At 66.8% G+C, this 18483-nt stretch carries 16 protein-coding genes; 10 read left to right on the forward strand and 6 right to left on the reverse strand.

Annotation, left to right across the window (positions count from 1 at the left end):
- Position 1: 1 nt before the first annotated feature.
- From J5M67_RS25785 to J5M67_RS25800, 4 genes are all read left to right on the forward strand, one after another.
- Positions 2-853 (forward strand): ABC transporter permease, encoded by an 852-nt coding sequence (locus tag J5M67_RS25785; protein ID WP_081516856.1) that lies wholly within the window; start codon positions 2-4, stop codon positions 851-853.
- A complete protein-coding gene (locus tag J5M67_RS25790; RefSeq protein WP_207888264.1) occupies positions 850-1692 on the forward strand; it encodes an ABC transporter permease in 843 nt (280 codons plus the stop codon). Before J5M67_RS25785 ends, J5M67_RS25790 begins: the two co-directional genes overlap by 4 nt.
- A gap of 88 nt (positions 1693-1780) precedes the next feature.
- Positions 1781-2932 (forward strand): Xaa-Pro peptidase family protein, encoded by a 1152-nt coding sequence (locus tag J5M67_RS25795; RefSeq protein WP_081516858.1) that lies wholly within the window; start codon positions 1781-1783, stop codon positions 2930-2932.
- Between the two features lie 113 nt (positions 2933-3045).
- Entirely contained in the window at positions 3046-4140 is a 1095-nt protein-coding gene (locus J5M67_RS25800; protein ID WP_207888265.1) for a hypothetical protein, read from the forward strand.
- A gap of 280 nt (positions 4141-4420) precedes the next feature.
- Here the strand turns inward: J5M67_RS25800 and J5M67_RS25805 are convergent, their stop codons facing one another.
- The 3 genes from J5M67_RS25805 to J5M67_RS25815 form a co-directional block, all read right to left on the reverse strand.
- Positions 4421-5233 (reverse strand): lytic transglycosylase domain-containing protein, encoded by an 813-nt coding sequence (locus J5M67_RS25805; protein ID WP_207888266.1) that lies wholly within the window; start codon positions 5231-5233, stop codon positions 4421-4423.
- Between the two features lie 355 nt (positions 5234-5588).
- A complete protein-coding gene (locus J5M67_RS25810; protein WP_207888267.1) occupies positions 5589-5948 on the reverse strand; it encodes a cupin domain-containing protein in 360 nt (119 codons plus the stop codon).
- 11 nt (positions 5949-5959) lie between these two features.
- Positions 5960-7345, reverse strand: coding sequence for an FAD-binding oxidoreductase (locus tag J5M67_RS25815; RefSeq protein WP_207888268.1), 1386 nt, complete (start codon positions 7343-7345; stop codon positions 5960-5962).
- A 153-nt stretch (positions 7346-7498) separates the two neighbouring features.
- Here J5M67_RS25815 and J5M67_RS25820 point away from each other — a divergent pair, with 153 nt between their 5' ends.
- Positions 7499-8326: a nuclear transport factor 2 family protein gene (locus J5M67_RS25820; RefSeq protein ID WP_207888269.1), complete on the forward strand. Its 828-nt coding sequence runs from the start codon at positions 7499-7501 to the stop codon at positions 8324-8326.
- Between the two features lie 219 nt (positions 8327-8545).
- Positions 8546-10018 (forward strand): aldehyde dehydrogenase family protein, encoded by a 1473-nt coding sequence (locus J5M67_RS25825; RefSeq protein WP_207888270.1) that lies wholly within the window; start codon positions 8546-8548, stop codon positions 10016-10018.
- A gap of 341 nt (positions 10019-10359) precedes the next feature.
- On the opposite strand, the gene J5M67_RS25830 is transcribed toward J5M67_RS25825, so the two are convergent.
- Positions 10360-11274, reverse strand: a complete 915-nt coding sequence (locus J5M67_RS25830; protein ID WP_207888271.1) for a LysR family transcriptional regulator — start codon at positions 11272-11274, stop codon at positions 10360-10362.
- A gap of 106 nt (positions 11275-11380) precedes the next feature.
- Between J5M67_RS25830 and J5M67_RS25835 the strand changes: the two genes are divergently transcribed.
- The 3 genes from J5M67_RS25835 to J5M67_RS25845 all read left to right on the forward strand — a co-directional run bounded on the left by J5M67_RS25835 (position 11381) and on the right by J5M67_RS25845 (position 15690).
- Positions 11381-13117, forward strand: a complete 1737-nt coding sequence (locus J5M67_RS25835) for an amidohydrolase (RefSeq protein WP_207888272.1) — start codon at positions 11381-11383, stop codon at positions 13115-13117.
- A 63-nt stretch (positions 13118-13180) separates the two neighbouring features.
- Positions 13181-14260, forward strand: a complete 1080-nt coding sequence (locus tag J5M67_RS25840; protein ID WP_207888273.1) for a C45 family peptidase — start codon at positions 13181-13183, stop codon at positions 14258-14260.
- 92 nt (positions 14261-14352) lie between these two features.
- Positions 14353-15690 (forward strand): MFS transporter, encoded by a 1338-nt coding sequence (locus tag J5M67_RS25845; RefSeq protein WP_207888274.1) that lies wholly within the window; start codon positions 14353-14355, stop codon positions 15688-15690.
- Here J5M67_RS25845 and J5M67_RS25850 read toward each other — a convergent pair.
- Positions 15687-16571: a DMT family transporter gene (locus J5M67_RS25850; protein ID WP_207888275.1), complete on the reverse strand. Its 885-nt coding sequence runs from the start codon at positions 16569-16571 to the stop codon at positions 15687-15689. The two genes, J5M67_RS25845 and J5M67_RS25850, sit on opposite strands and share 4 nt — an antisense overlap.
- A 245-nt stretch (positions 16572-16816) precedes the next feature.
- Here J5M67_RS25850 and J5M67_RS25855 point away from each other — a divergent pair, with 245 nt between their 5' ends.
- Positions 16817-17746: a malate dehydrogenase gene (locus J5M67_RS25855; protein WP_207888276.1), complete on the forward strand. Its 930-nt coding sequence runs from the start codon at positions 16817-16819 to the stop codon at positions 17744-17746.
- Positions 17747-17850: 104 nt separating this feature from the next.
- Here J5M67_RS25855 and J5M67_RS25860 read toward each other — a convergent pair.
- On the reverse strand, positions 17851-18483 hold a 633-nt coding region (locus J5M67_RS25860), incomplete at its 5' end, for a glycosyltransferase (protein WP_279381582.1).

Here is an 18483-nt window from a genome sequence, read left to right on the forward strand (position 1 = left end):
GATGCGACGTTTCGCACCCGGCGTGCTGCCGGTCTACGGCCTGCTGATCCTGCCCCTGCCTGTGCTCGTCGTGGTCGGCTACCTGCTGCCGACGCTCGGCGTGCTCGGCTGGAGCTTCAGCCTGCCGGAGTGGGGCACGCAGAACTACGCGGCCATTGCCGACAACGCCAACTTGCAGGCGGTGATCTGGCGGACCTTGCGCATCTGTCTGCTGACCACCGCGATCAGCGTCGCCATCGCCTACCTGATCGCCTACCGCTGGCGCTTCGCGACGCCGCGTGGGCGGCAATTGATCGAGCTGTTCGTGCTGCTGCCGTTCTGGCTGTCGATGCTGATCCGCGCCTTCGCCTGGCTGGTGCTGCTGCGCAACGGTGGGCTGGTCAGCCAGGGGCTGATGGCCACCGGCTGGTTCGACGCGCCGCCGCCGCTGGTGCGCAACGAGCTGGGTGCGCTGATCGGCATGGTGCACTTCATGGTGCCCTATGCGGTGCTGCCGCTGCTGTCCTCGTTGAAACAGGTGGACGACAGCCTGCTGCGCGCTTCCAGCAGCCTGGGCGCCAGCCACTGGCAGACGCTCAAGGACATCTTCATCCCGCTGACCCTGCCGGGCGTGGTCGCCGCGTCCGCCATCGTCTTCGTGTTCAGCCTCGGCTGCTTCGTCACCCCGGCGCTGCTGGGCGGCGGCAAGGCCGCGATGCTCGCCGAGTACATCTACGTGCAGATGTTCCAGCTCTCCAACTGGGGCCTGGGTGCGGCGCTGAGCATCGTGCTGATGCTGCTGGTGGTGGGCTGCGCGCTGCTGTTCGGACAACTCATCGGCTACCGCCGCCTGCTCGGGAGGACTGAGCTGTGACTCCGCAGGGAACCTATCTCTCCGCCATGCCCAAGGGCGTGAAAAAGCCGCAACTGCCGCGCCCGCCGCTGGGGCGCTGGCTATCCTGGGCCGCGCTGACGCTGTCCGCGCTGTTCCTGCTGCTGCCGATCCTGGTCATAGTGCCGCTGTCGTTCGGCAACCAGCGCTACCTGGCCTTCCCGGAGGGCGGCTGGTCGCTGCGGCACTACGCGATGCTGTTCGACGGCGCCTGGCTGCTGTCGATCCTGCAGAGCCTGGGCCTGGCGCTTGTGGTCGGCGCGCTGTCCACCGCGCTGGCCTTCCTGTTCGCCACCGGCATCTGGCTGCAGCGGCGCTACCGCGCCGTGCTGACGCTGATCGTGCTGCTGCCGATGATCGTCCCGCAGGTGGTCTCGGCCATGTCGATCTACTACCTCGACGCGCGCCTGGGTATTCTCGACAACCTGCTGGGCGTCGGCTTCGGCCACCTGCTGATGGCGCTGCCGTATTCGGTGATCGCCCTGCTGGTGGCCTACGCACGGCTCGACCTGAGCCTGTACAAGGCCTCGCGCTCGCTCGGCGCCGGGCTCTGGCCGACGCTCTGGCACGTGCTGCTGCCCAACGTGCGCGGCGGCATCCTCGGCGGCTTCTTCATGGGCTTCGTGATGAGCTGGGAAGAAGTGGTGGTAACCCTGTTCACCAGCGGCCTGAACGTGGTGACGCTGCCCAAGCGCATCTGGGACGGCCTGCGCTACAACCTCGACCCGGCGATCGCCGCCGTGTCCACCCTGATGATCGTCCTCACCCTGGCGGTGATGCTGCTGCGCATGGTCCTGGCGCGACAACGACCGCCTTCCTGATCCATCCAGACTCACATCCGGTCGCCGCCCTGGCGACCACAACCACTCTGTTGCAAAACACCTGCCTGTCCCTGAGGAGGGAATCCCCATGCTTACCGCTTTCCCCGCGCGCACCTACCGTCAACGCGTCGAAGCCGTCAAACGGCGCATGGCCGATCGTGGCCTGGATGCCCTGGTGGTCAACTACCCGGACAACATCAACTACCTGACCGGCTTCGACAGCCTGGGCTTCCTCTGGTACCAGGCGCTGATCATCTCGCCGAAGCTGGCCGAGCCGGTGTTCCTCACCCGCACCAGCGAGGAGCCTTGCACCTGGGAGCTGTCGTGCATCAACGAGGCGATCTTCTATGACATCGCCAAACAGGACCCGCTGAAGATAGTCGCCGACGTGCTCGCCCAGGCCGGCCTGTCCCAGGCGCGTATCGGCCTGGAAATGACCGCCTCGACCTTCTCCCCGGCGCAGTACAACGCCTTGCTGGGCTATATGCCCGAAGCGCGCTTCGAGGACGCAGGCCCGCTGGTCGCCGAGAACCGCCTGATCAAGACCGCCGAGGAAATCGAGTACCAGCGCAGCGCCGCGCGCATGGCCGACCAGGGCATGCTGGCCGCCTTCGAAGCGCTGCGTCCGGGCATTTCCGAAGTGGAAGTGGCGGGCATCGTCGCCAACGCCCTGGGCCGCGCCGGCAGCGAGTACTCGGCGATCAGCCCGATGTGCGCCACCGGCCGCCGCAGCACCATGACCCACGCCATGCCGCACCGCCAGACCATCAGCCACGGCGACGTGGTGATCCTCGAACACGCCGGCGTATGCAACCGCTACCACGCCATCCTCATGCGCACCGCGGTGATCGGCAAACCCAGCCCGCGCGTGAAGGAAGTGGCGACCCTGCTCACCGAGGCCTTCAACGCCGCCATCGACATCGCCAAGCCGGGCACCCCGGTGGGCGAGGCCAACCGCGTGTGCAACCAGATCCTCGACCGCATCGACCTGTCGCGCACCCGCGTGCACCGCATCGGCTATAGCCTGGGCCTGGCCTACCCGCCGACCTGGCTGGAGGCGATGATGGTGGATGAGGCCGACGACCATGTGTTCCAGCCGAACATGTCGTTCTCCATCGAGCCCAACCTGTCCTTGTACAACGAAGGCTTCGGCATCAAGCTCGGCGACACCGTGCTGTGCGGCGAGAAGGGTTCGGCGAGCCTGTCCGAGTTGCCGCCGGAACTCACCATCATCGATTGAGTGAAGTTCGCCCTCTGGCGGCTCTTCGCTGGCCGTCCGGGGGCGAATCCGTTCTGTATGTCTGCGCCTGCGGGCGCAGTGATGAAGTCCGAGGGTTTCCGATGAGTCACACGATGGATGTTTTCTGGCACGACGACGTGCTGCGCCACGACACCGCCGCCGGCGTGTTCGAGGCGCCGCCCAGCGACCTGCTGGCCGAGCAGCAGCTGCACCCGGAGAGCAATCCCCGGCTGCTCAACATGCGCGCCATCCTCCAGCGCGGGCCGGTCGCCGATTCGCTGCGCTGGCACAAGGGCCGCCACGCCAGCGAAGAGGAACTGCTGCGCTTCCACGATGCCAACTACCTGCGCGGCATCTTCGAGGCCGATGCCCAGGGCAAGCGCTTCAGCAGCACCACCCTGATGTCCGCCGGCAGCCTCGCCGGGCTGCTGGCCGCCGCCGGCACCAGTCTGCTGGCGCTGGAAAGCGTGCTGGCGACCGGCAACCCGGCCATGGCCCTGGTGCGCCCGCCGGGCCACCACGCCGCACCGGCCATGGCCGACGGCTACTGCTTCTTCAACAACGTCGGGGTTGCCGCGCGCGCCGCGCAGGCGGCGGGGCTGGAACGCGTGGCCATCGTCGACTGGGACGTGCACCACGGCAACGGTACGCAGGAGGGTTTCTACGACGATCCTTCGGTGTTCACCGTGTCGCTGCACATGGACCACGGCGCCTGGGGGCCGAGCCACCCGCAGAGCGGCGCGGCGGACGAGCGCGGCTACGGCGCGGGGCTGGGCAGCAACCTCAACCTGCCGCTGCCCATGGGCTCGGGCGACCAGCTCTACGAGAGGGTTTTCAGTCGCTACGTCGAGCCGGCGCTGCGCGCCTTCAAGCCGGACCTGCTGATCATCGCCAACGGCCTGGACGCCTCGCAGTTCGACCCCAACGGCCGCCAGCTGGTGACCATGCAGGGCTTCAACCGCCTGGCCCGCCGCGCCCGCGCGCTGGCCGACGAACTCTGTCAGGGGCGGCTGCTGGTGGTGCAGGAAGGCGGCTACAACCCGGCTTACAGCGCGTATTGCCTGCATGCCGCGACGGAAGGATTCCTGGGCCAACCGTCCACGCTGCCCGATCCGCTGGCCTACATGCCGGAACCGGCTGCGCGGGTGGAAGCCGATCTCGCCGCGCTGGACACGCGCCTGGCGACGGCAGGGTGGAGGTTCGGCTGACCGGCAGGGCGCAGGGGTGAGCTTAGCGTAGGAGCGGACTTCGTCCGCGATCGATTCGCCGCCGATCCGGCAGATCACGGAGTGCGGGCCAGCCCATCGCGGACGGAGTCCGCTCCTACGTGGGCAGGACGGTCCGGCGGATAACCTGTTCCAGGTTATCCGCCCCTACACACCGCTGCGGTGCGGTTCGCGAGCAAGCTCGCTCCTACAAAGAGCGCGCCGGAGTTCGGCCTGGCTGTAGGAGCGAGCTTGCTCGCGAACCATCGCTGTACCAGAACCTTTACCGATGATTGCGATAGCGCTCGGTCAGCGACTGCACGCGGGCGACGTAGGTCTGCGTCTCGGCGTAGGGCGGTATCCCGTTGTACTTGTCGACGGTCATTTCACCGGCGTTGTAGCTGGCCAGCGCCAGCCTCTGATTACCGTTGAAGCGCTTGAGCAGCCACGCCAGGTAGCGCACGCCGCCGCGGATGTTCTGTCGCGCATCGAACGGGTTGGCCACGTTGAAGCGCACGGCGGTGTCGGGCATCAATTGCATCAGCCCCTGGGCGCCGGCGATGGAAACGGCGTTGGGCTGGAACGCCGATTCGGCATGGATCACCGCACGGACCAGGGCCCGGTCGACGCCGTAGCGGCTCGAAGCGGCCTCGATCTCCCGCCGGTAGGAGTTGGTATCCAGGCGCAACGAAGCGACATTGAAGTCCTTCGGCGCCCGGCACAGGTAGCAACCCTTGATGTAATACACCTCCAGCACATCGACCCGCGCGGAGATGCCGACGGGGCGACGACTCACATACTGGCGCACGCCATTGTGGACGAAGGTGTACACCCGGATGCGCTGTGCGCCCCGCACGATGCCTGGCGCGGCCGTGGCCTCTGCGCGGGAACTGGTCCCCGTCCTGCCGCTCCGACCAGCCTTGCCATTCTGAAGGGTGCAGCGCGCGCCGGGTATGGCGTGGCTGCTGTGGCTGACGGTGCCGTCAGGTGCCTGGCACTTGAACAGGGCATTGGCGTGAAGCGGCGCGACCAGCAGAGCCAATCCGATGCAGCCGGGAAGGCTGCTGCGAGCCCATTGCCATGCTCTGGAAGTCATCACACCGCTCCGCGCCGCGGGCGCCGATCAGGCCGGGAAACCTGATCCGGGCAAAGGATAGAGGCCAGCAGGGGCGGTCGTTGCAGGGGGAGCCTGGGCGGTCCGCCGTTTCGTTCCGCTAGTTATAGCCTTTTCAATTCACCGTGGAGCGTGCGCAGACGTACGGCTAGCAGGCGTTCCGGTGCGTCGGGCGGGGGCAGTTAGGCGGGGTTCTCTCGAAGAGGCCAACCTTTGCGTAGGAGCGGACTCTGTCCGCGATCGAATCGACGCCGCGCCGGTCGTCCGGAGTTGGGCGAAGCCAATCGCGGACGGAGTCCACTCCTACGAATCCTGTGAATCCATCCTGGAGTTGGGCTTAGCCGAGAATGAAATACACCTTGCGCACCGGCGTGAGGTTTTCCCAGGTGCCCTTGAAGCCCGCTGCCACCACGAAGGAATCCCCCGGCCCGAAGGTCTTCGCCACGCCGTCGGCGTCGGTCAGGCGCACGGTGCCTTCGAGGATGTGGCACAGCTCGTCGTAGTCGCACTCGCAGCGCTCCAGGTGCACGCCCGCTTCCCAGATGCCGGCGATGGCGCTCTTCTCGGGCGCCGCGAAGTGTCGCCAGCTGCGGCTCCGGTAAGGCGCATCGACGATGGCCGGGTCGTTGATCTCGCGCTCCTGGGGGGCGAGCTGCGGGTTGGCGAAGTCGATGACGTGGCGGGGCAGGGTGGACATGAAGGTCTCCATCAGGAATCGAAACCGATGCCGAAGGCATCGAAGGTCTTGAGCAGCAGGTCGCGGCGGCCGGTGCGGTCTTCCTTGGCCAGCGAACGCTGGGCCAGGCGCACGCCGAGGTAGCGCAGCGGCTCGGGCGGGAAGGGGAAGGGCTTCTGCGAGGTCATGCGCAACTGGGTGCGCTCGGTGCGTTCGCCGGCCAATTGGTCGAGCATGTTCAGCGCGGCGAAGCGGCTGGCCGCCACGCCCTGGCCGGTGAAGCCCAGCGCGTAGGCGACGCGGTTGCCGAGCACACAGCCGGTGAACAGCGTGGTGCGTGCCGAGGTATCGATGATGCCGCCCCAGGCATGGCTGAACTCCACCGGGCCGAGCTGCGGGAAGGCCTCGCGGAACTGATCGGCCAGGCGCTGGAAGCTTTCCGGGCGCTGGGTCAGGGCTTCGTCGCGGCGGCTGCCGAAGTGGTAGATGGCGTCAAAGCCGGCCCAGAGGATGCGGTTGTCGGCGGTCTTGCGCAGGTAATGGAACTGGTTGCCGGCGTCGGCGATGCCGTAGCGGTCGACCCAGCCGATGGCGCGCAACTGGTCGTCGGTGAGCGGCTGGGTGACCAGCGAGTAGTCGTACACCGGGATCACGCTGGTGTTCAGGTGGCCGAGCAGCGGCGGGGCGATGTTGGTCGCCAGGGCGATCTGCCCGGCTTCCAGCTCGCCACGGTCGCAGCGCAGCATCAGGCGGTCGCCAAGCGGGTGCAGCTCGTGCACGGGGGTGTTCTCGAACAGTTCGATGCCCTGCTCCAGACACACCCGGCGCAGCTCGGCGGCCATCTTCGCCGGGTTGAGCAGCGCGTAATTGGGTTCGAAGACGCCGGCCTTGTACATCGGCGAATCGAGTTTCTGTGCCAGTTCCGCACCTTCCAGCCACTCGCAGTCGATGCCGAAGTGCTGGTAGTTACGCTGCATGCCGCGCAGGCCGTCGACCTGCCAGGGCTGCATGGCGACGCTGAGCTTGCCGCGCCGTTCGAACTCCACGCTCATGCCGAAGTGCTTGAGGTCCGCCTCGAACTCGTCGAGGTTCTGTCGGCCCAAGCGGATCAGGGTTTCGGCTTCTTCCGGCCAGCGGCGCAGGGCATTGCCTACGCCGTGGGAAATGCTCGGTGCGCAGAAGCCGCCGTTGCGCCCGCTGGCCTCGCCGCCGCAACGACGTGCTTCGACCACCGCGATGCTTGCGCCCGGCTGTCGCTGGCGGGCGTGCAGGGCGGTCCAGAGGCCGGTGAAGCCGCCACCGACCACCACCAGATCGAAGCGGCGATCGGCCTCCAGCGCGGGGGCGGCGGGTGCAGGTTCGAGCGTGTCGAGCCAGAAGGGTCTGGGAGTGGCGCGTGCAAGTTGGGCGGATGTCATCGGAAAACTCCGGCAGAATGTCGGAAGAAAAATGCGGCCAGCGGGCCGCGTCCGAAATCTTGTAACGCTCACGGGGGCCAGGCATACGGTCCGCCGCTCTTTGCGGGCACGCCCGGAGCATCGGAGCCGGCACAGACCGGCAGGGGAAATTGAATGAGCGATGAGCAGCTCTGGAGCGCCACCCTCGAAGGTGCGACCTACCAGGCCGACCCGAAGAGCGCCGCCACCCACGCCGTGGTGATGCGCTATCACCAGGCCTGGCGCAGCCATGACATCGATGCGCTGATGGCATTGTTCGACCCGGAGGTGGAGTACACCGATTTCTTTCAGGGGCGTCGGATCGATCCGACGGAGCTGCGCGAGTACCTGCGGACCAGCATGCCGGCGGCGGGGGATGAGTCGCAGGTCTACACCGACCGTCTGCGGGTGGATGGCGACACGGCGTTCCTGCAGTACCAGGTGACCCTGCGCGGCACCCAGGGGCTGGTGTCCTTCCGCGCCACCGAGGCGTACACCGTGCGTGATGGCCGGATCGTCCGGGTCAACGAGCACGCGGCGCTGGTCGGCCAGCCGCAAAAGCCCGCCAGTGATCCGCAACCGCGCATGGCCGACAGCCGCCTGGGGTTGTCGGCCCGGCAGCTCAGTCAACTGGGTGGCGATATCCAGCAGTATTTCCAGCAGAGCCGGCCGTTCCTCAACCCCGACCTGGACATGCCCCAGGTCGCGGCGGCCACCGGCTACACGCGCAACCAGATTTCCTACTTCCTCAACCAGGTGCTGGGCCTGAGCTTCTACCAGTTCCTGAACCAGTTGCGCCTGCGTCATCTGCTGAGCCAGCTCGACGGTGCTACCAGCGTTACCCGCATCGACGAACTGGCGCGGGCGGCGGGGTTCCGCTCACTGTCGACCTTCTACCGCTGCTTCCGCGAGGAGACGGGGCTGTCGCCCAAGGCGTATCTGGAACAGAAGGCGATTTCGTGAGCGGATCGCATTTGTAGGATGGCGTGGAGCGAAGCGATACCCATCAATCGCGGGTGACCCTGCCGATGGGTATCGCAAGCTCCACCCATCCTACGGGGTGCCATGTACCAGCATGGCCGCTCCGCGCGTGCCCGCATGCACGGCGTTCGCGTTATCAACCCTGCGCCCAGTTCCCTATGCTCGGCCCACAAGCATTCCAGCACGCTCAGGAGACCTTGCATGCGCGACCAGCTCTATATCGACGGCCAATGGCAGGCGCCCGCTCAGGGCGGCCGCTTCGAGGTGTACGAACCCTCCAGCGAAGCCGTGTTGACCGAAGTCCCCGCCGCGACCGGCGAGGACGTGGACCGTGCCGTACAGTCCGCGCGTCGGGCCTTCGACGAGGGCGAGTGGGGCCGCAGCACGGGCAAGGAACGCGCCGGCTACCTGCGCGCCATCGCCGACAACCTGCGTGGCCGCCGCGAAGACCTGGCCCGCCTGGAAGTGCAGGACAACGGCAAGCCGCTGCCCGAGGCGCAGTGGGATATCGACGACGCCATCGGCTGCTTCGACTACTACGCCGAGCTGGCTGAAGGGCTGAACGGCGAAGGGGACGTGGTCGCGCTGCCCGACGAGCGTTTCGCCTGCCGCGTGCTGCGCGAGCCGGTCGGCGTGGCCGGGCAGATCATCCCGTGGAACTACCCGCTGCTGATGGCTTCGTGGAAGGTCGCGCCGGTACTGGCGGCTGGCTGCACCGCCGTGCTCAAGCCTTCCGAGCTGACCCCGCTGACAGCCCTGGAACTGGCGGCCGCCGCCGATGCCGTGGGACTGCCGAAAGGCGTGCTCAACGTGGTCACCGGCCTGGGCCGTGACGCCGGTTCGCCGCTCTCGGCGCATCCGGGCGTGGACAAGCTGGCCTTCACCGGCAGTGTGCCGACCGGGCGCGCGATCATGCAGGCGGCCGCCCAGGACATCAAGAACGTCAGCCTGGAGCTGGGCGGCAAGTCGGCGTTCATCGTCTTCGATGACGCGGATATCGAGGCGGCGGTGGAGTGGATCCTGTTCGGCATCTTCTGGAACCAGGGCCAGGTGTGCAGCGCCACCTCGCGCCTGCTGGTGCAGGAGGGCCTGCACGACCGACTGATCGAACGCCTGGTCGAAGAAGCCCTCCGCATCACCCTCGGCAACGGCCTGGAGCCGGGCGTGCTGCTCGGCCCGCTGGTCAGCGCCGGACAGCACGCCAAGGTGCTGCAGGCCATCGAGGCCGGCGTGCGTGATGGCGCGAAGCTGGTCACCGGCGGCAAGCGTCCGGCCCATCGCGAGAAGGGCTGGTTCGTCGAGCCGACTGTGTTCATCGATGCGCCGCTGGAGAGCGCCGTCTGGCGCGAGGAAATCTTCGGCCCGGTGCTCGCCGTGCGCCGTTTCAAGGACGAAGCCGAGGCGCTGCGCCTGGCCAACGACAGCCAGTTCGGCCTGGCGGCGGCGGTGATGTCCGCCGATCCTTCGCGTTGCCAGCGGGTGAGTCGCGGCCTGCGCGCCGGCATCGTCTGGGTCAACTGCTCGCAGCCGACCTTCACCCAGGCGCCCTGGGGCGGTTACAAGCAGAGCGGCATTGGCCGCGAGCTGGGCGTGTGGGGGCTGGACAACTACCTGGAGACCAAGCAGGTCACCGAGTACCTCAGCGACCAGCCGTGGGGGTGGTACATCAAGTGATGTGAGGCGTGGTGAGGCACCGGCCATGCCGGTGACTCTCTGTATGAGCGGGCCATGCCTGCGATCCGCCGGCAGGGCCGGCGCTTGGTCGGTTCGCGAGCAAGCTCGCTCCTACGATTCGGCGCTGAGCACTGCAGTCACCGGGGAGGGCCGGACTCCGCCGCGCTGGATTTCGCGGACAGGGTCCGCTCCTACGAAAGCAAAACCGGAATCCCGTATAGGGGCGGGCAGCGCCCGCGATCGCGCGCATGGCGCGCTCCTACAGGTGGACGCCGGCATTTCTGGCTGCGTAGGAGCGGACTCCGTCCGCGATCGCTTGCGCCACCGCGTCGATCTGAAGGTCAGACCAACCCTTTCCCCAGCAGATGCTCCCGCAGGTATTCGATGAATACCCGCACCTTGCGCGTACTGCGCCGGTGCGGCAGGTAGAGCACATGCACCCAGGGCCCGAAGGCGCTTTGGTCGCGCCAGCAGTCCGGTAGCAGCTCCACCAGTTCGCCGCTTGCGAGATAGGGCTGCGCGCTCCATTGCGGGAGGAACTGCAGTCCCTGGCCGTCGAGCAGACAGGACAGGAGGAAGTCGTAGTTGTCACTGGCGACGCGCGGCATCGGCTGCCGGATGCGGATGCGTTCGCCGTCGCGTTGTACCCACCAGAAATTCCGGTTCAGCAGCGGGTGGCGGAAGATCAGCCAGTCGTGCTGCTCATAGTTGTCCAAGGTCACGTCCATGCCCTTGCCGGTCAGATAGGCCGGCGTGGCGCAGAGCATCAGGCGGTTCTCGATCAGCGGTTGGGCGATCACGTCGGGCAGGTCGATGGGGCCGTCGCGCAGGGCCAGGTCGTAGCCACCTTCCACCAGGTCGGCGAATTCGTCGGCCAGGTCCACCTCCAGGCGCACTTGCGGATGCTCGCGCAGGAAGCGGCAGCACACCGCATTGAAGAAGGCCGGGGCGAAGGAGGGTGGGGCGGCGATGCGCAGGCTGCCGCGCAGTTCGGTCTGTAATTGCTCCACTTCTTCGCTGGCGCGTTGCAACTGCATCAGCGCCTGGCGAGCGCCTTCCAGGTAGATGTGTCCGGCTTCGGTCAGCGCCATTCGTCGCGTGGTGCGCTCGAACAGGCGCTGGCCCAGCTCGGCCTCCAGCTGCGCCACCCCCTTGGTGATCGCCGAGGGCGTCTTGCCCAGCTGTTCCGCGGCACGGCTGAAGCCGCCGTGGTCGGCCGTGGCGACGAACATGGTGAGCGCGGTCATCTTGTCCAAGGATTACTTCCTGATGGGAATAGAAGTTGTGCGGGAAGTCAGTGTTAAAGCCGACAGGGCTTTTGCTTAACCTTCGCCACAGATCAACAATAACTAAGGATCTGCGATGAAACTACTGATTCCGACGCTGCTTTCCATGGCATGCGCTTTTTCCTCGATGGAAAGTATGGCGGCCGCTGATCTCATCCTCCATGGCGGCAAGGTCTATACCGCCGAGCCGGGGCAGCCCTTGCAGCAGGCGGTGGCGGTGGAGAACGGCCGCATCCTCGCTGTCGGTTCCGATGCGCAGATCCTCAAGCTCAAGCAAGCCGGCACGCAGGTCATCGACCTGCACGGCAAGGTGCTGATGCCCGGTTTCATCGATTCCCACACCCACCTCGTCAAGGGCGGCCTGCAGATGCTCCAGGCCAACCTGGACAACCAGGACATGCCGATCGCCGAGTTCGAGAGCAAGCTGCGCGAGTGGCGTGACGATGGCCGCGCCCGCCGTGGCCAGTTCCTCTATGTCGGTGGCGTGCCCACGGCTTTCTGGGACGAGCTCGGTGAGTTGCAGCAGCGTTTCAACCAGGGCGAATGGGCGAAGCAACCGATCCTTCTGGCCGGCGGCGACTACCACACCGGCTGGGCCAACCAGGCGCTGCTCGACCTGGCCGGTATCGACGCCGCCAAGGTCCAGTCGCTGAAGGGAGAAGAACAGGCCACCATCGGCCACAGCGCCGACGGCAAGCCCAACGGCTTCCTGGTGGATGCCGGCCTCTACCCGGTGCAGGCGTTGCTGCCGCTGGCGACCAACGACGAGCTGCTCAAAGCCCTGAAGGGGGCGCAGAGCTACTACCACGAGCTGGGCATCACCGCCTGGATGGAGCCCCTGGCCAACGAGAACCCCGGTGGCGACATCCACAACGATTCGGTGGGCGTGCTGCCGGCGTACAAGATGCTGTCGGAACAGGGCGGACTGACCGCTCACGTCGCTGCCCTGCTGATGGCTGACTCCAAGGCCACCCCGGCCGACCTCGACGAACTGGACAAGGTGCGCCAGCAGTTCCTCGGCGTGAAGAATCTGAGCCTGCCGGGCATCAAGGTCTTCGCCGACGGCGTGGCCGAGATGCCGGCGCAGAGCGCGGCGATGCTCGAGCCCTACAGCAACTCGAAGAAGTTCGGCGAACTGCTGATCGATCCGAAGCACTTCGGCGAGCTGGTCAGCGCCGCCGACGCCCGTGGCTGGCTGGTGCACGTCCACGCCATCGGCGACCGCGCGGTGCGCGAGTCCCTCAATGGCATCGAGCAGGCGCGCAAGGACCGCAACAGTGGCATCCCGCACTCCATCACCCACCTGCAGATGGTCAATCCGAAGGACTTCGCCCGCTTCAAGCCGCTCGGCGTGATCGCTTCGATGCAGCTCTACTGGGCCGCCGCCGACGAGAACAGCGTGGACCTGGTCAAGCCCTACGTCAGCGCCATGGCCTTCATGCACATGTACCCGGCGCGTTCGTTGCTGAAGAACGGCGCGACCATCGCCGGCGCCAGCGACTGGCCGATCACCACGCCCGATCCGTGGAAGGCCATCTACCAGGCAGTCAAGCGCGTCGGCCCCAAGGGGGTGCTCAACGCCGCCGAGGACATCGACCGCCTGACCATGTTCCAGGCCTATACCCTCAATGCCGCGCGCACCATTCGTCTCGAAGACAGCATCGGTTCGCTCAAGCCGGGCAAGCAGGCTGACCTGATCCTGGTCGACCGCGACGTGTTCACCGTCGAGCCCGAAGCGCTGCGCGACACCCAGGTGCTCAAGACCTGGTTCGCCGGCTGCGAAGTCTATAGTCGTCCAGACGACAAACTCTGATCCACCCGGAGCGCCCCGGCGCTCCACTTTCGTTGAAACAAAAGCAATTGCAGGAGCCTTGCCGTGATTCTTCACACCTTCACCACCGACATCCGCGACCCGCTGCAGCGTGGCCGGCAGATCGGCGAAACCTTCGCCGAGCAGATCCGCCAGACCGTGGCGCTGTACCTGGACTTCTTCCCGCGCGTAGGTGTGGAGATCGACAAGGCCCGTTCCATCGGTGAAGGCAGCCTCGGCGCGCTGGCCGACTGGTGCCCGGCGCTGGCCCGTGAAGTCGAGGGCCTCGCCCTGGGCGTCGACCTGCCGCTGTGGCAGCTGGCCGCGCTGAACGCGCGCACCGAAGTGCTGGCGGTCATGCCGCAGCAGCCGGTGGAAGGCGAGTGCTCCACTTCCATCCACGCACCCGCCGGCGCCGCCGCCCCGCGCAGCCTGCAGACCTGGGACTGGCACGACAGCCTGGTGCCTCACGGCCTGCTGCTGCAGTTCCCCGGCGCCACCGGCCTGACCGCCAAGCTGTTCACCGAGTTCGGCATGCTCGGCAAGATCGGCGTGAACAGCGCGGGCCTGGGCGTGCACTTCAACATCCTGCACCACGCCAGCGACAACGGCAGCGCCGGCGTGCCGGTGCATGCCATTGCCCGCCGAGTGCTGGAAGAGGCGACCAGCGTCACCGAGGCCGTCGAGATGGCGCGTTCGGCGCGGGTCAGCGCTTCCACCGTGCTCAGCGTGTTCACCCGTGACGACGTGCGCGCCCGCGCCGCCAGCATCGAGATGAGCCCGGCGCACACCTCCGTGGTGGTGCCGCGCGAGGACGGCTGGCTGCTGCACACCAACCACTTCCTCGATGGCGAACTGAGCTGGGGCGAGCGTACCGCCGACGTTTCCACCACCTATGCGCGCCTGGACCACCTCAAGGCCGGCACCGCCGGCATGACCGGCGTGGCCCTGCGCGAGCGCGCCGCCGCCTTCTGTGGCGCCGAAGGCGACCAGGCCATCGTCTGCTTCCACCCGGATATGTCCGAGCCGGACACCGAGCGCTGGGAAACCCTGCTGAGTGTCGGCATCGACACCGAAGGCTGCGCCCTGGAGTACGTCGCCGGCACGCCGAAGAAGCTGGCGGACGAAGGTTTCCTGCGCTTCTGACGTAATCCCGTAGTTCCGATCCTCGTGCCCCGCGGCGGTCTGACGACCGTCGCGCGGGTTTCGTGTTGCCACAAAAACAAGAGTGAACCGCCATGATCGATCACACACCTGCTGCACCGGGGTCCCGTTCGGCCTTTCGCACCTTCTGCGTTTCCGGCATGGGCACCGCGCTGGAGTTCTACGACTTCATCATCTACGGCTACGCCGCCGCGCTGGTCTTCCCGCAACTGTTCTTCCCCGGCATGGATCGCCTCACCGCCGTACTGATCGCCTTCGCGGCCTTCGGTGCCGGCTTCTTCGCCCGTCCCCTGGGGGGCGTGGTGTTCGGCCACCTGGGTGACCGCTACGGCCGCCAGAAGGCGCTGGTCGCGACCCTGGTGCTGATGGGTTGCAGCACCCTGCTGATCGGCTTCCTGCCGACCCATGACGCGCTGGGTGCCGCGGCTCCCGTCCTGCTGGTGCTGCTGCGCCTGGTGCAGGGTTTCGCCGCCGGTGGCGAGTGGGGCGGCGCCGCGCTGTTCGGCATCGAAGTGGCACCCAAGGGCCGTCGTGGCCTGTGGGGCAGCTTCACCAGCATGGGTATCGGTATCGGCGGTATCTTCGGCTCGGCCGTGTTCGCCATCGTCAGCTTCGCCTTCAACGACGACCTGACCGGAATCGGCTGGCGCATTCCGTTCTGGCTCGGCGGTGTGTTGGTGCTGATCGGCCTCTATGCGCGCCTGCAGAACACCGTGGAGTCGCAGCCCAAGGCCGCCGCCAAGGCTCCGGCGCGCATGCCGCTGATGGAAGCCTTCCGCCGTCGTCCGCGCGAGCTGCTGCTGTGCATCGGTATCGCCTTCGGCTACGTCACCATCGCCTACATCGGCAGCACCTTCTTCCTCGCCTATGCAACCGACATCGGTTACACCAGCAGCGAAGCCTTGCTGTTCGACTTCTCCCTGTCGGTGGCTATCGTCGTCTCGGCGCCGTTCTTCGGGCACCTGTCGGACCGCTTCGGTCGCCGTACGGTGATGATCTTCGGGGCGGGCATCATGGCCCTGGGGCTGTTCGCCTTCTTCCCGATGATCGGCCAGCACAACCTGCCGCTGGCGTTGCTGGCCTATATTGCCGTGGGCTTCTTCATGGGCGCGACCCAGGGCCCGATTCCGTCGTTCCTGGCCGAGCAGTTCCCGCGCGAGATGCGTTACTCGGGGATTTCCTTCAGCTACCAGATCGGCGCGGCAGTGGGCGGCGGCACGGCGTCGAGCGTCGCCACTGCCATCCTCATCGCCACCGATCGCAATCCCTTCGGCGTGTCCCTGTACGGCGCGGCAGCGCTGGCGCTGGTGGCGTTCTGCTCGTGGATGCTGCGTGAAACCTCGCGCCTGCCGATGGAAGTGATCGACCGCGACGACGCGGCGCCAAGCGCCGCACAGGCGTCCGTGGTCTAACTGGCGGTGCGTGCCCTGGTGCCCGGTACAAGGCCGAGCACCAGGGCGCAGCCGGCCAGGATGGTCAGCGCGCCCAGGCCCTGGATCAGCGACAGGCTCTCGCCCAGCACCAGCGCGCCGACCAGCACGGCGACCACCGTGACCACGAATTCCACGCTGATGGTCCTGGTGGCGCCAATGCGCGATACCAGCTTGAAGTAAACGACGTAGTTCACCGCGCTCAATACGCAGCCGCACAGCAGCAGGTAGAGGAAATCCATCGGCTGCGGCGTACCCGGAACCGGCACCCAGATCAGCAGCGGCAGGGTCAGCAGGCCGCCGATGAGGAAGGCGCCGCAGGTCACCTCCCAGGGGCCGGCCGTGCGCAGGCGCAGGCTCGCATAGTTGCTGCCGAAGGCCGCGCACACCGCGCCGAACACCGAGGCGATGCAGCCGAGGATGAACGCGTGGGTCACCGGCACCGCCGGGAAGCCCACCAGTAGCACCATGCCGAAGAAGCCCAGGGCCAGCCCGCCCAGACCGCTCCAGGTAATGCGCTCCAGGCCCCAGACGCGGCCGATGAGCATGGAAAACAGCGGAATCCCGGCCACGAAGATCGCCGCCATCGCTGTGCCGATGCGCGGGGTGGCATAGGTCATGCCGATCAACTGGCCGGCCACCGTGGTGGCGCCGACCACGCACAGCGGCTTCCACAGTCCCTCGAAATTCAGCTTGCGACCGGACAGCTTCGCCACGGCGAACAGCGTGAAACTGGCGATCAGCGCGCGAAAGCTGACCGCGCCGACCCAGCCGAAACCGGCGATGGCCTTGAGCAGCACCAGGAAGGACAGCCCCCAGCCGATCGCCAGGAACAGGTAGGCGGCAAGGTCGCGCGGTTGCATGGGGTTTCCAGGTCGACAGGTTGGGCTACCGAAGCGCGGCAGCGAGTCGGGCTATCTTGCCGGTCGCCTGTCGTGCTTGGGAAGGCAGCACACCGACGTTTTTCTGTCTGCCAGCGTCGCGGGACCGGCGAACGTCGGCGGGAGACGGCGCCGGTCGTATCGGGTGGCCTTTTAGCCTGAGCGGGCAATACTTCCCTGTACAGGCAGGCGTGTTCCTGGTGGCGCGCGCCGCCGGGAGGTGTGAGGTGAACAAACTATCGATTGTGGGTGCCGGCATGGTGGGCGAGGCGGCGGCCCAGATCATCGCCCGGGAAGAGTTCTGTCGTGAGTTGATGTTGATCGATGTGCAGGGCGAATTGGCCCAGGGCAAGGCGCTGGACGTCTGGCAGGCGGCCGTCGAGTCCGGTTCCGATAGCCGGGTTCATGGCGGGGCCGATGCCGGAATGCTGCAGGACTCCGAACTGGTGGTGATTACGGCAGGCGTGCCGCGCAAGCCGGGTCAGTCGCGCCAGGATGTTCTGAGCATCAACCTGCCGATTCTCGACGGCATCATGCGGGACATCAATCGGCATGCCCCTGCGGCGACGGTGCTGGTGGTATCCAATCCGGTCGACGTGCTGACCTATCGGGCCTGGAGCCTCAGCGGGCTGGGGCGCGGCAGGGTGTTCGGCCAGGCGGGCGTGCTGGATACCGCGCGCATGAAGTGTTTCATTGCCGAGGAGACCGGCTTTTCTGCGCGGGATATCACGGCGCTGGTGCTGGGCGGGCATGGCGACAGCATGGTGCCGCTGATGCGCTACTGTGCGATCGGTTCGGTGCCGCTGTCCCATTTCCTGTCCAGCGAGCAGATCGAGCGGATCGTGGAGCGCACCCGCAAGGGTGGCGGCGAGATCCTGGGCCTGAAGAAGCTGGGGAGCGCCTGCGACGCGCCGGGCGTGGCCATTGCGCAGATGGTGGATGCCATCGCCAATGGGCGAAACAGCATTCTGCCGACGGTGGCGATTCTCGAGGGCGAGTACGGGCGAACGGACATCGCCATGGGCGTCCCCTGTGTACTGGCGGACCAGGGACTTGTGCGGGTGATCGAGTTGCCGCTGGATGCCCAGGAGCAGTCGATGTTCGACCACTCTGCGGATCAGGTGGCGCGCGACATTGCCGAAATGAAGGCGTTGTGAACAAAAGCATCTGAGGGGGCGGACGGGGTGAAACCAGAGGGCTGGTTCACCGCGTCCGTTGTGCAGAGCACATTCAGGCGTGCATTGACTGTGCCAGCGAATGGTCAGTCGGCGCAGATTTCGAGGATGGCTCGCGCAGCCATCTCGGTCCCGCGGGATGCCTGCATCTGTTCGCGTACGGCGGCCAGGCGTTGGCCCATGGCCTGGTCGGCGAGCAGTTCGGACAGGGCTTCAGGCAGTGCCGCGATCGGGTCCTCGAAACGCGGCAGGTAGCGTGCGACGCCGACTTCCTCGGCGCGGCGGGCGTTGTCGTGGCCGTCCCAGCAGTAGGGGATGATCACCGACGGCAGGCCGTGGTAGAGCGCCTCGCAGAAGCTGTTGTTGCCGCCGTGATGGACGAACAGCTGGCATTCGCGCAGCACCGCCGGCTGCGGGAACCAGCTGTCGAGGTAGACGTTATCCGGCACCGTGTCGTAATGCTCGCGGTAGGCGCCCACGTTGATCAGGAAGCGGTAGGGCAGTTGCGCCACGGCGTCGATCAGCCGGCGCATCATCGCCACGTCCGCGGCGCCCAGGCTGCCGAAGCTCACGTAGATCAGCGGTGCATCATCGTGCCGGGGGAACTGCGGCGGGATGTAGGGCGCCTCGCTGCGCACGCAGCCGTCCAGGTACAGGTAGCGTTCGGCCGGCAGCGGGGTTCTGCGCGGGTAGCGCATCGGCGTCGGTGACAGCAGCAG

The organism is Pseudomonas sp. 30_B, assembly GCF_017491605.1.
Taxonomy (GTDB): domain Bacteria; phylum Pseudomonadota; class Gammaproteobacteria; order Pseudomonadales; family Pseudomonadaceae; genus Pseudomonas.

Excerpts from the sequence above, each read along its gene's own strand:
- J5M67_RS25785 (WP_081516856.1), top strand. The coding sequence starts at position 2 with ATGCGACGTTTCGCACCCGGCGTGCTGCCGGTCTACGGCCTGCTGATC.
- J5M67_RS25795 (WP_081516858.1), top strand. The coding sequence starts at position 1,781 with ATGCTTACCGCTTTCCCCGCGCGCACCTACCGTCAACGCGTCGAAGCC.
- J5M67_RS25800 (WP_207888265.1), top strand. The coding sequence starts at position 3,046 with ATGGATGTTTTCTGGCACGACGACGTGCTGCGCCACGACACCGCCGCC.
- J5M67_RS25805 (WP_207888266.1), bottom strand. The coding sequence starts at position 5,233 with ATGACTTCCAGAGCATGGCAATGGGCTCGCAGCAGCCTTCCCGGCTGC.
- J5M67_RS25810 (WP_207888267.1), bottom strand. The coding sequence starts at position 5,948 with ATGTCCACCCTGCCCCGCCACGTCATCGACTTCGCCAACCCGCAGCTC.
- J5M67_RS25815 (WP_207888268.1), bottom strand. The coding sequence starts at position 7,345 with ATGACATCCGCCCAACTTGCACGCGCCACTCCCAGACCCTTCTGGCTC.
- J5M67_RS25820 (WP_207888269.1), top strand. The coding sequence starts at position 7,499 with ATGAGCGATGAGCAGCTCTGGAGCGCCACCCTCGAAGGTGCGACCTAC.
- J5M67_RS25825 (WP_207888270.1), top strand. The coding sequence starts at position 8,546 with ATGCGCGACCAGCTCTATATCGACGGCCAATGGCAGGCGCCCGCTCAG.
- J5M67_RS25835 (WP_207888272.1), top strand. The coding sequence starts at position 11,381 with ATGAAACTACTGATTCCGACGCTGCTTTCCATGGCATGCGCTTTTTCC.
- J5M67_RS25845 (WP_207888274.1), top strand. The coding sequence starts at position 14,353 with ATGATCGATCACACACCTGCTGCACCGGGGTCCCGTTCGGCCTTTCGC.
- J5M67_RS25850 (WP_207888275.1), bottom strand. The coding sequence starts at position 16,571 with ATGCAACCGCGCGACCTTGCCGCCTACCTGTTCCTGGCGATCGGCTGG.